11 protein-coding genes are annotated in these 12,638 nt (G+C 52.4%); all 11 read right to left on the bottom strand.

The window, feature by feature from the left end:
• Nucleotides 1–423, bottom strand: coding sequence for a hypothetical protein (locus tag C4S59_RS12335; protein ID WP_103910794.1), 423 nt, complete (start codon nt 421–423; stop codon nt 1–3).
• The gene (locus C4S59_RS12330) at nt 423–1,505 is read right to left on the bottom strand and encodes an EscU/YscU/HrcU family type III secretion system export apparatus switch protein (protein WP_103910793.1); all 1,083 of its coding nucleotides are present in this window, start codon (nt 1,503–1,505) and stop codon (nt 423–425) included. Before C4S59_RS12330 ends, C4S59_RS12335 begins: the two co-directional genes overlap by 1 nt.
• Nucleotides 1,506–2,276 (bottom strand): flagellar biosynthetic protein FliR, encoded by a 771-nt coding sequence (locus C4S59_RS12325; protein ID WP_103910792.1) that lies wholly within the window; start codon nt 2,274–2,276, stop codon nt 1,506–1,508.
• On the bottom strand, nt 2,276–4,345 hold the full coding sequence (gene flhA, locus C4S59_RS12320; RefSeq protein ID WP_103910791.1) for a flagellar biosynthesis protein FlhA: 2,070 nt from the start codon (nt 4,343–4,345) through the stop codon (nt 2,276–2,278). Before flhA ends, C4S59_RS12325 begins: the two co-directional genes overlap by 1 nt.
• Nucleotides 4,342–5,961, bottom strand: a complete 1,620-nt coding sequence (locus C4S59_RS12315; protein WP_103910790.1) for a hypothetical protein — start codon at nt 5,959–5,961, stop codon at nt 4,342–4,344. Before C4S59_RS12315 ends, flhA begins: the two co-directional genes overlap by 4 nt.
• On the bottom strand, nt 5,958–6,827 hold the full coding sequence (motA, locus tag C4S59_RS12310) for a flagellar motor stator protein MotA (RefSeq protein WP_103910789.1): 870 nt from the start codon (nt 6,825–6,827) through the stop codon (nt 5,958–5,960). Before motA ends, C4S59_RS12315 begins: the two co-directional genes overlap by 4 nt.
• Nucleotides 6,828–6,848: 21 nt before the next feature.
• Nucleotides 6,849–7,949, bottom strand: coding sequence for a flagellar basal body P-ring protein FlgI (locus C4S59_RS12305; protein WP_103910788.1), 1,101 nt, complete (start codon nt 7,947–7,949; stop codon nt 6,849–6,851).
• Entirely contained in the window at nt 7,949–8,950 is a 1,002-nt protein-coding gene (locus C4S59_RS12300) for a flagellin (protein ID WP_103910787.1), read from the bottom strand. Before C4S59_RS12300 ends, C4S59_RS12305 begins: the two co-directional genes overlap by 1 nt.
• Before the next feature lie 10 nt (nt 8,951–8,960).
• Nucleotides 8,961–10,346: a flagellar hook-associated protein FlgK gene (gene flgK / locus C4S59_RS12295; RefSeq protein ID WP_103910786.1), complete on the bottom strand. Its 1,386-nt coding sequence runs from the start codon at nt 10,344–10,346 to the stop codon at nt 8,961–8,963.
• A gap of 17 nt (nt 10,347–10,363) precedes the next feature.
• Complete coding sequence (locus C4S59_RS12290) at nt 10,364–11,665, bottom strand: flagellar hook protein FlgE (RefSeq protein ID WP_103910785.1); 1,302 nt, start codon at nt 11,663–11,665, stop codon at nt 10,364–10,366.
• Nucleotides 11,666–11,767: 102 nt separating this feature from the next.
• Nucleotides 11,768–12,589 (bottom strand): flagellar motor protein MotB, encoded by an 822-nt coding sequence (locus C4S59_RS12285; RefSeq protein WP_103910784.1) that lies wholly within the window; start codon nt 12,587–12,589, stop codon nt 11,768–11,770.
• Nucleotides 12,590–12,638 lie beyond the last annotated feature (49 nt).

Raw genomic sequence — 12,638 nt, 5'->3', positions numbered from 1 at the left:
CTACCGGTTTTTAGCCTCGGCCATCAGAATGACCGAGGCCATTTTCCGTTGTGCCTTTTTCTTGGCTTCCGATTTCAAGGCAAGCGCTTCCATTTCCACCAAGGCCTCGGCCGCAAGGCGGTTGGAAAATTTGACCCTCAATTGATCTGTACGATGTGCCTCGAGCGCTCTGTTTTTCGCAAGCGCGATGTTCAAAGATTTCTGACGTTCAGCAAGCCAGGCAAGCCATGTTTCGTTCATACCGGACAACTGCATCGCGGCGTCGTCCCAATCGACATTCATTCCCTCGCGAAATGCGTCGCTTGCTTTGACGGTTTCACCGCGCAGACGATCCCCTTGCGCCTGAACCGCACGGCAATCCGCCTCTGCCTTTTCTTCCATAAACCTCGCGACAAGTGCCAGTTCTGAATATTTGTTTTTCATCAAAGACCCCTCTTTTTAGCGACCCGCGCGGCCTCGGCAAATCTAAGGGCAGCGGCAACCGCCCTGTAGAGTTCCGGCTGAATTTCGGCACCGATTTCAACTGTCTTGTGAATCGCGCGCGCGACTGGCGGATCTGAATGGATCGGGACACCTGACTCATTGGCGATTTCGCGGATTCTTGCCGCAACCTCATCCACACCCTTCGCAACACAAATTGGCGCTGAGTGTTTCGAGCTGTCCCACTGAAGCGCGACCGCATAGTGGGTCGGGTTAACGATGATGACGTCGGCCTTGGGAACACTTGCCGCGATGTTTTGCCTCGCAATCTCTTCGGCGCGCGCTCGCCTTTGGGATTTTTGGTGCGGATCCCCCTCGGCCTCTTTTGCTTCATCCCTGAGTTCTTTGTGTGACATCCGGTTCCGGGACAAAAATTCAAAGTGCTGCCAAAGAAAATCTACAGCGGCGATGACAAGCGCGACGACAAAAACCAGCGTCAAGAAACGTATGACAACGTTTGTCTGAAGCACGGCAATCTGGTGGGCTTCCTGCGCAAGAGACGCCAAGATTTCATTTAGGTTCAAGCGAATGAAAATTCCCAAAATTATGCAGTAAATCAATAACTTCACTGCGCTTTTCGAAAACTCGAATAGACCCCTTTTGCCAAATTTGTTCTTTGCGTTTTCCAAAAGGGAAATCCGCGACAATTTTGGCGCCAGTTTCGATGGCGAGAAAATCAACGTTCTGGTCGCGAGAAGCACGGCCAGAACACAAAGCCCCGGTACCACCCAGAACAGCCAGAGCGCGCCCGTTACATTCAGCAAAGGTTTGAACCAATCAGTGTTGTCCAGACCAGAGCCGTTATTCGGAAAGAACTGTGCGGCTTGCGACCAATAGATCATCAAACCATTAGCCGCAGTCATGATTGCGCCAGATCCAAGTGCGATCGCCCCGATCAAAAACCCGCCGTAGGCCGTGGCCGTCAACAGATCAGGCGATCGTGCGACCTGCCCTTTCTGTCTGGCGTCGCGAAGCTTTTTCTCTGATGGCTCGTGGGATTTTTCGCTGTCCTGATCTTCGGCCATCTAGGGCCCCCCAACCGGCGACGCCAGGAATTTATCGACAGAAACAAGCCATATGCCCAGCATTAGCGGAGACGCGATCATCAATAAGGCAATTGCCGCCCATGTCACGGCCGGAGCGCCGACCAAAGCAACCATCAACTGGGGCATCGCTTTGTTGATCACGCCCAAAGTCAGATTGTAGAGGATCGACACAATCAAAAATGGAGCCGCGAGTACAAAGGCTTGGTTCATCATGGTGCCCGCGTTGGCCAGGGCCCAAGCGACAACGTCTTCCGCAGTGGGTACGGCACCAAACGGCAACCAGACATAGGAGCTGATGATGAACATGGCGAGCTTCACATGGAAGCCGCCCGCCATCAAAAGCGCCAGCGCCGCAAAGGTCAGGATATGGCCGATCGTTGGCATCGGGTCTTCTTGGGACCCACCGAAAAGCTGTGACAGGGACATTGATTGGGCGGCTATTGTGCCTGCCATTTGAAGGGCAAAAATCAGAAACCGAAGCCCCAAACCAAGGAACACGCCGATCAAAACTTCAGCGAGAACCCAAAGCGGCAAGCTGGTAAGTGTCAAATTGTGTATGGCCGCAAAATCGGGCATCGAACCAAGGCATATCACCGAAAATGCGCCAGCAAGGACAAGACGGAAGCGCACTGGAACAGATCGGTCGGCAAAGCCCGGAACAACCGTCATCAGGCCCCCTACCCTAAGGAAAACCAGAAAAAGCGATGTCAGGAATTCCTGCTGCGCAAGAAGAAGCTCGGCCACAAACATCAGGTTGCGACCGTGCCGACAAGGTATGGCTTATTGGCGACACCAAGCTCATCAAACGAGAGGACCGGATTGTTGATGCCCTTGGAGGACAACACTGTCCGAATGAACCGCCGACGCTTTCCATTTGTCACAAATGCCGCGGAAATACCGTTCGTCTGATTGTCGGATACAATAGATGCGGCATTACCCGTCAGGGCATCAAACTCTTTCTTTGGCAACGCGACATTGAAAGACGCGTCATCCATCGACACCTGATGAGCGCGGAACAGATCTTCCCATTCCGGAGCAAGCTGGATCAGAGGAATAGTTCCATCCGGGCGCTTCAGACCCGACACAATCTGAAAGCCCAACCGTTGTCGCACGTGTTCGCACTGCTCATCGATCGATCTGCGTGACTGGCTAATTTCAGCCAAAGCCTCAAGTATCAGTGGAAGATTTCGAATGGAGACCTGCTCGTCCAGCAAGAGCTTGAGAACCGGCAGAAGATTATCGATTTGAACCTTTTCGGGGATCATTTCATCGAGCAGTCTTTTATTCGCCTCGGCGCGGAACGGGTTGGACACCTGCACCATTTCATCCAGGATGCGACGCAGCGATTTGAGCGTAAACAACCGCGAGAAGTTCGCCTTGATAGTCTCCATCAGATGGGTCGTCAGAACTTCGGTCGGCACAACGATGGTGGCACCGGCAAGGGCCGCCACATCTTGTTTTTCGCGACTGATCCAGCGGGCTGGCGCGCCATAGACGGGTTCTTTGACATCTTGGCCATCTGGTAGAGAGGCCTGATTTTCGGGCAACAAGGCCAGAACCAGATCCGCGTGCAGCATGCCGCGGGCGACCTCTACTCCTTGAATATAAATGACATAGGTGCCTGGCGCTAAATCCAAGCCGTCGGTCAACCTGATCTCGGGCAAAATGAACCCGAAATCCGTAGCGATGTGGCGTCTGAGGTTGGTAATCCGTGAATCCATGCCCGTGTCAGCATTCAAAGCCATTGGCACCAGATCCGGCGCAAACTCGATATGGATTTCGTCCAAATCCAGAATGTCACCCAACGGTTTGGTCGGCGGTTCGGACGACAGCTCTTCTACCTCCAAACTTTGTTCGGACTCTTTCCGGATTGCTGCCTTTCTGAGCCAAGCAAAAACGCCGACAACCCCGCTGCCAAAAAGGAAGGGCAGAAACGGCATTCCCGGGAAAAACGCGAGGACCGCCATGAATGCGGAGACAAGCACAAGTGCGTCAGGATAGCGCCCAAGCTGCTCTACGATACCGCTGTCTGTCGTGCCTTTTGCCCCGCCGCGCGCCAGCAAAAGAGCGGAAGCAATGGACACGATAACAGCGGGAATTTGCGACACCAAACTGTCGCCAACCGTCAGAATGGCATAGGTTTCGGCCGCAGCGCCGAACTCCATTCCATGAACACCGACGCCCATGATAAGCCCCATGACGAGGTTGAGCATCGTGATCAAAAGGCCCGCAATGGCATCGCCTTTGACGAATTTCGAAGCGCCGTCCAGAGACCCGTAGAAAGTTGTTTCCTGTAGCTCCGTCTCACGCCGCGCTTTTGCTGTTTCGTGATCAATGGCTCCGGCCGCCATATCGCTATCGATGGCCAACTGCTTGCCCGGCATGCCATCCAAAGCAAAACGCGCCCCGACCTCGGCCATCCGCGTCGCGCCCTTTGTGATAACAACAAAGTTCACGATCAGCAGAACAAGAAAGACAACCAGCCCCAGAAATATGCTGCCGCCCATCACAAAAAGGGCAAAGCCTTCGATGACCTTGCCGGCGGCGCTGATGCCCTCATGGCCCTGTCCGATTATCAGTTTTGTTGAACTGACATTCAGCGACAGCCGGAGCATCAGGGTCGCAAGAAGTACGGTAGGAAAAATCGAAAAATCCAATGGTCGCTCAATGAAAAGAGTGACCGCAAATATCAAAATCGCCAAGGCGAACGACAGCGAAAGCCCGATATCAAGCACCCATGACGGAAGGGGCATCACCATGATGATGATGACGGCCAGAAGTGCTCCTGGCAGCAAGAACTTTGATATGTTTGTAGTCATTGGGTTAATGCCGTCTGTTCCCGCTGCTTATTATCCAAGGGAACGATGCGTCCCTCGGATGTCACTACGGACTTCAGAAGATCATCAACTTCGTTAACTACCTCTAAAAATTTAGAATAATCTGTGCCTAAAGGAGCTTCCGTTGTTGATGGTGAGCTCGATTGTTTTGAATCCGTTAATGTTTCACTCATTGCCGGATAAGATTTCGGTATCGAGAATTTTGGATCAAATTCCGGAAGTCCGATGGCGTCAATTGCCTCCCTAAGGCGAGTGAACTCATCTTGGCCCTGGTCTTCTTCGTTAATTTTTTGCCAGAAAGCCGCCGAAGATAGCAATAATACATCTTCTTCACTTCCATACTCGACAGCATAACTTACAATCGATTTAAACATGGACAGCTTTGTATCGTAGCTGAGTTCAGCTTCATCTATGATCTTGATCGACGATAGAAGATCGTTCTCGGATAAGCGTTTGGATAATTTGATCTTCGTCAACTCTTCGAGCTCATTCATGTTCTGAGCGACAACAGTCAACTGATCCAAAAGAGATATTGGTACTTCTACCAAAGATTCCTCATTTATGGTGCCTAGGGTAGCAATTTTTACATCCATTTCCAGCTGGGGAATTTCTTCTTCGGGCCAAAATTCGTCGACCAAACTGGCCTCTCCAAGATGCAGCAACCTTTCTTTAAAATGCGGTTCAATCCAGTGCCGCGTGACTTCTGGAAAACTGTCCATCATTCGCAAGGCAGCCTTGTAGTCTGCAGAGGTTTGGCTGGGTGGATCTGAGAAGATGGACCAGAAAACATAGGCTTCGTGGCATTTTTCGTAATTGGAGAAGTCGTAGCCAGAGCTGTTTGGATCGTCCGACACATTCAGAACTGCGCGCGCTTCGCGCTTTTCCTCCAGATTCAAAGAGATCATCAAAGACTCCGCCTCTGCGAACAATCCCAAAGCAAGGTACTTCGCTATGATTTCAGTTACATCCTGGTCGGATAGTTCGTTGCCCACTTTTTCCGATAAATTGGTTCTAGAGATCAGAAGGTCTCCATAGGAGAAATCAATTGGAAGCTTTGTAATATTCTTTACAATGCTAGTACTTGGGCAAACATTTTGGGTAGGAGTAGATGTCGAATCTGGCATGGCTTTCGATTCATGGCGTTCTTCTGATTCATTAAAAATATTTATTTCGGGGATTTTGCTTGTATCAAATTTCCAAAAATTTTTAGTCTTTAGGAAGTTTCCAGAACTTGAAACCGAAACGTCATTTTCACCGTCTTGGATATCTATTACAAAATGAGATCTATTAAATATGTGAGTGGACAACTCACAATCACAATTAAGGCGTAGATTAATCGCCCCATTATCTTGAGAGATAGAATCTAGTCTTTCGTTACTTATATAGTCGAAAACGTGATCAACATTGAAAAGGGTTTCTTTCGGAAACCTCACCTCTACCAATCTACGCGTTTTATGAATTATTATAGGTTTTTTTCCATCCGGCATTTCCACAACCAAGCGGACAAAACCGTCGTGTGATCCAGATTTGACCACGATGCCCTCAGCCGCAACCGAACGTGCGAAAATCAAGAAGAATGCGGCAAGAAAACACTTCATGCTGCATCCTGTTTCGTCTGCTTCAATGCCTCTGCCAAGTCACCGAATGACGGCCTGATCGCAGAAGGCGCGTTCTGGCGCCCCACTTCGATGCACATATTGGTTGGGTGATTGAAGAGATTGGCAACGAGCACCTCTCTGATCAGCTTGTAGAAATGGCTATCTTCCTCAACGACGGCCCGAACACGCGACGCGAAGGGCGCCACCAAGCCATACGCCAAGAAAACACCAAGAAATGTTCCAACCAGCGCGCCGCCGATAAGTTTACCGAGAACTTCCGGCGGCTGGTCGATCGAACCCATCGTTTTGATCACACCAAGAACGGCAGCCACAATCCCCAGAGCCGGCAGACCATCTGCGACCGTTTGCAATGCATGGCTTGAATGAAGATCTGAGTGGAGCTTGGCCTCCAATCGCTTCTCGAGGATTTCTTCAACTTGATGGGGGTCATCGTAGTTCATGGAACCGGATCGAAGCGTGTCGCAGATCAGCGAAACCGCCTCTGTGTCGCCCTGAATTTTAGGATATTTCCCGAAAATCGAAGAGGTATCAGGCTCTTCTATATGAGCTTCCAACTCGATAGGGCTCTGTCGGGCAACTTTTAGAAGTTCGGAGAGCAAACACAGCAGATCACGATAGTCTTCAGACACCCACTTGGGCCCTTTGAAGACCTTTTTGATGTCCTTGCCGGTGTGCTTCAGAACGTGTTTGTCGTTCGCAATCAAGAAAGCGCCAATTGCAGCGCCGCCAATCATCATCATCTCGAACGGCAGCGATTTCATGATGATCCCCATCTTGCCGCCGGCCAAAAGGTAACCCCCGAACACCATGGCAAAAATGGTTACAATTCCGATCAAACCAAACATAGTTTTTCCCGCAGTTTTTGGTTACATAACAACAAGTTCGGCGTGCAAAGCACCGGCGGCATGTATCGTTTTCAGAACATCAATCATGTCGTGGGGTGCGACCCCCAAGGCATTCAATCCTTCAACAATTTGCGACAGAGTCGTTCCGCCAGACACTTCGGCCAAACCTGTTCCTTCGGCCTGATCAATCTGCGCGTTCGTTCTTGGAAGTTCGACCGTCTCGCCATCTGAGAACGGGTTGGGCTGGCTAACCACGGGTGCTTCCTGAATACGCAGGGTTAGCCCACCCTGTGAAACCGCGACCCTTGAGATACGAACGGATTCGCCAATCACGATTGTTCCTGATCTTTGGTCGACCACAACCTTTGCCCGGCGCTCCGGAGCGATCGCCAGAGACTCGATATTCACCAACAGATGCGCAGGAGAGTTGCTGCCTGCTGCCGCGACATCAACATCGACGGTTCCGGCATCCAGCATCACCGCGGCCGGTCGCCCGAGATGTTTGTTGATTTGTGTCTCGATGCGAACCGCGGTTGTGAAATCCGGTTCACGCAATGCCAAACGCAGGGATTTCAGCGCTGCAAAGTTGTACTGCACTTCTCGCTCGACCCGCGCGCCAGACGGAATTGACCCAGACGTCGGGACGCCTTGAACAACGCGTGCGCCCTGCCCCTCATTGGACACACCCCCCGCGATCACGGTTCCCTGTGCGACCGCATAGATTTCACCATCCGCTGCGTTCAAAGGAGTCATGATCAACGTGCCGCCAAGCAGGCTTTTGGCATCGCCAATGGCTGATACGGTCACATCGATTTTTGATCCGTTTCTGGCGAACGGGGGCAATTCAGCGGTTACGAAAACTGCTGCTACGTTTTTTGGCCGAAACTGTTCGCCATTTACGTTTACGCCAAGCCGCTCGAGTAGGGTTGTCATGATTTCTTCGGTGTAGGGCGCATTGCGCAGGCCATCACCTGTGCCATTCAAGCCAACAACCAGGCCGTAACCAACCAAATCATTCCCGCGAAAGCCCTCGAACTCGACCAGGTCCTTGATACGAACAGATTGGGCATGAGCAAGCGATGACACTGCGCAAAAGGCGATGAGTAAAACGACGCGAAACATCAGCGCATAACCTCTAGAAACGAAAGCTGAGACCTGCGCGACACGATTGTATAAAGCGCCTCGAGCTGGGTCTGGGCCTGTTCGAGTTTCGTCGCCGCTTCGTATTGATCGATTTCGGTCAGCGCCAATTTGGCGGCTTCCAGATTTTGAACCTCAGCTTCTTGAACCTGCTGCATGCGATCAATGCGGCTTTCGACGTTCCCCACCTTTGCCATGGAATTGATCAGGTTGGATTCCGCGCCGTTCAGCGCGTCAGCCGTCCGCGAAAGAAGTTTGATCTGCTCTGAGGGCGCGAGGTTCAGAGAACTGTCGGTCGCGAAGATCGACATAGCCATCGCCTTCAAGCCATCGCGGAACACATTGTCGTCGGCGCGAACAGATAGCCCGATGCGCTGCCCATTTCCCAAATCCAGTGGCGGGACATCCGTTTGGGACCCTAAATAGCCCAAAGCAGCAAACCCGCCTGTGTCGCTGAACCAATCATCCAAACGCATTTCGACTTCATCAGCGGTCGTTGCGCCCTGCAACACCTGTGAAATCTCATTAAGCATGTCATTTTCGCCCGCCAAAGGCTGCCGGTCAGTTGCAACACCCGAGAAAAGCGAACGGCCCGCGACCTGTGTGTTCAGGTTGGAAATGGTCAGACCAAAGGCAGCTCGTGCGCTTTCCGACAAAGCGTTTCTGTCCACAGTCGCCTGCGCGAATTCAACGTGCTGAAGGCTTGATTTCAGTTCGGACCACGCCGAATTGATTGAGGTCAGACTTTGCTGGGTAGACGTCGCGCGAATACCCAGTTCACTCAGCGCGATACTGCGGCTCTCCCGATTTGAAAGATCTGCGGAAATCCGACCAAGGGACGTCAGATCGCCTTTCAGGTGCTTTCCAGTATCCTCTGCAACTCCGGTTGTGACCTCGGCACCGCTTGTCAGAACGTCGGACTTCAGCTGCGCCTGCCAGCGTTTCATGACCAAAGTCTGGGATAAATCACCAATAGAAATCATTGTCCGTTCCTCACATTTCGAGAAGGCGCGTAATCAGGTCGTCCAAGGTCTGGAGCACCTGAGCGTTGGCCGCATAAGCCCGTTCAACCAGCATCAAATTCTGAAGCTCTTGATCCGTATCCACCCCTTCAGAAAGTTCGATTTCGCGAAGGGAAGTATTTCTGTCGGTGGCTGCGGATTGCTGTGTTTCAAAGCGGACCCGAGCCGATACCGCACGATTTTCAAGATCCATCACCATGTCGGACAAAGACCCCGAAACACTTTGTGGGCCGCTTGTTCCGTTGAGCGATGAAAGCATTGAATTCAGGACCGTGGGGTCGCCTACCTCACCATTTGCAGGCGCGTAGATGCCATCCCTGATGCGCCACGCATCTTCTGCTGTGACGGCCGAATTCAACTGCAATCTACCAGCAAGTCCGGTTGAAGGGGGGGCGGTTACGTTGCCCATATCCGTGAATAGGCCCGGTGCACTAGCTGCGATGGTGCCATCTGGACCGCCACTTTCAAACCGCAGAGCAAGCTCTTGAGCGGCGGCGTCCAGTGATTGCTGATATTCTGGAACGGTCTCATCCCTGAGAAGGAACTGCGCAGCGATTGCGCCACCTGCAAAGGGGCCTTTGTCCGTTAAAGAAACTGGCCTGCCGTTCAACGTTAAGCCGCCAAGCAATCCATTCGCTTGGGTCATGTGGGCTGCGATTGTCGGCGTTTTATCGAAACCTACTACAGCAACCTGATCACCCACCAGTATGGCACCGCCCTCTGTGTAGACAGTGAGTTCGCCACGATCACGGGCAACTGTCCGGATCGGAACGAGTTCAGCAATCTCATCCAAGGCCTTTTGCCTTTGATCCATAAGGCCGGACACTTCGACATCGCCATGTTTGGCCACCGAGATGCTGTGGTTCAGGTTTGCCACCTCTTCCAACTTGGCGTTGAGGTGCTCAACTTGAGACGCAATTGTTGAATCCGACTGACGTCGGATATCCTGCAGCTCAGCCTCTTTCGCATTAAACGCGGCTGTCAGATCGTTCGCCGCGTCGACAACGGCCTCGAGACGCAAGGTTGAGGATGGATCGCTTGCGGCCAGGACAAGCGCGGAATCAAAGGCAGCCAACGAGCTGCTGATCGAACCAGCATCCTCGATCGTGCCGAAGACCTGTTCGATTTTCTGGGCGCCCTTTAGACCACCGGATGCCAACCCCACTTCGGCGTCAGAGAGCCTGCGGTCGGACAGCAGGACAGGGTTGGTGATCCGTTTGACCAATCCGTTGTCAAACTCCCGCTTGCTGTAGGCGTCATTGCTTGCGTTCGCGACGTTAGACGCGATGACCTCTGCCGTGCGGACATTATAGGTCATGCCGCCCAGCGCATTGGACATGGCTGATGAAATGGTCATCTCAGGCCCCCTTCAGATCAGCGTTTGATATTCGTGGTTTCCTGAAGCATTTCATCCACCGTCTGAATGACTTTGGCGTTCGACGAATACGCCCGCTGGGTCTGGATCAGATTGGTGAGCTCGCTTGCAACATCAGTTGTGGATTCCTCTCGTGCATAGGAAACGATGTCGCCCGTCGGGCCATCCGCCGCGTTCCATAGGAAGTAGCTGCCGCTTTCGGGCGATGGGATATAAACTTGGTTATCCAGCGCGATCAGCCCGTTGGGGTTGGGCAGATCAACCAAAGGAACCTGGTAGATTGTGCGCGTGATGCCGGTATCGAAATAGGCATGAACAAAGCCGTTTTCGTCAATTTCAACAGATGTCATGTTGCCCACTGGCGAGCCGTCTTTTGAGATATTCAGTGGTGCGAAACTGTCGGAAAGCTGGGTGATCCCATCGTTTTCACCAATGTTACCGATTGAGACTTCGATCGGACCACTAGCAACATTGGCCACGAAAGAGCCGGACGAAGGATCATACGCACCGCCGGACAAGGTAGTGACTGACAACAGTGTACCACCGCTTGATCGGGAGTCATCGAACACCAGTTCGTATTCGCCGATCAACGTTCCGCCTGTCGCACTATCGGTGATTTCCATACGCCATGTGTTGGAGGCACCGGATGCGAGCAGGACCGGGGTAAAGTTGATATCGATCGTCTCGGAAACACCGAGGTTATCGTAATATTCAACCGACAAGTTCAGCGGATCGCCTGAAGCCGTTGAATACGTCTCTGTCGCAGGCAGGTTCAGGCCCAAAGACACTCGTGTCGTAGGTTCACCGGAAAACTGGTTCACATTGATCTGGACGGGTTCAAGACCGTCACTTGTGTCTCGGGGATAGACAGGAACAGTGCCATCGGTGCTTGCCGGCCAGCCAAGAAGAACCAAGCCTGTTTCCGTTACCAAATACCCATTGGCATCCGTCCGGAATGACCCCGTTGTGATAAGCTGCATCTGTGGTGCGCCATTTCCAGCTTCGATATCAGATGTCTCTGCTACAGGAAGAAAGCCGCGTCCGCGGACTGCCATGTCGGTCGCATTAGACGTACTGACAAGCGAGCCACTTTGATCGACAACGCGCTGCGACGTCGCACGCACGCCACCAGCTGTATAGGTGCCGCCAGAATTCGACATAACCATCGAGTGAAAATCTGTTTCCACCCGCTTGTATCCATACGTTGCCGAGTTCGCGATGTTGTCGGAAATCGACGACAATTTACTGGCATTCGCCGTCAGGCCCGCGACACCTGCGTTCAGGGAGGAGGAGATGGTCATGGAACGCCTTTCTGCTGTTTCCGACTGTTCCTCTTACCCTTACGCACGCTGTCTTAACGGCAGCCTAATAGGAAAAATCTTTCCTTTTCCGCGACGACGACCCTATTTCAAAAGGACAAACTCCAACCGGTTGTTGCGGATGTTCATCGGGTTTTCCTGAAACGGATATCGATCGCCCAGCGCGGTCATCCGCGCGATGCGCGCCTCGTTAAGTCCGGCGTCCAGAAGTTGGGTATAAAATGCCTCCGCGCGTGCCTGAGAGACGGACCATGTGGGATCTTTGTCCAACACAACCGGAAAACTGGCCACACCTGCCTTCAATGCGATCTGCTGGTTTGTCAGTTCAGCAAACTCAGTCAAAGCACCAGACAGTTTTACCAAAAGATCGCTCGGGGTCGTTCCGTCGAATAGTTCGGCCGTAGGAAGATCATTCAGCCTGATTGCGTAGCCCTCATCGGTGAATCGCGCCGAGACGTGCGGCATCAAACTGTTGCCATCCAGACTTTCGACAAGCGTTGCGCGCAGGATTTTATCCAGCTCTTCTTGCGTTTTAGGACCTGCACCGGAGAGGTGAAGTCTTTGATCCTCGATCAATTCAGATTGGAATTTCGACTGCTTTTGATCGGTTGCTCCGGTGCCGTTCTGCGGCAGGGTATCTTCGGCAAAAACCGAATCCCCCCTAAGGTCCTTTTCGCCGCCGCCAGAGACGCGGCTGATCGAAATATTTGGGCTGAAATAGTCAGCCAAACCTTTCCGCTGCTTTTCCGTCGTCGCATTCAACAGCCACATCAGCATGAAAAAGGCCATCATCGCGGTCACGAAATCCGCGTAGGCCACTTTCCACGCGCCGCCGTGGTGGCCATCGCCCGCGACAACCTTTTTGCGCTTGATAATAATCGGCGCAGATTCATTTCCAGATGCCATTGCATCCACTCCCGTTACTCACCCGGGACCAGATTATTTGGCGAGACTC

Origin of the sequence: Thalassococcus halodurans (assembly GCF_900108225.1) — a bacterium.
In the GTDB taxonomy this organism is placed as follows: domain Bacteria; phylum Pseudomonadota; class Alphaproteobacteria; order Rhodobacterales; family Rhodobacteraceae; genus Thalassococcus; species Thalassococcus halodurans.
This window is presented reverse-complemented; position numbering and strand designations above follow the sequence as displayed.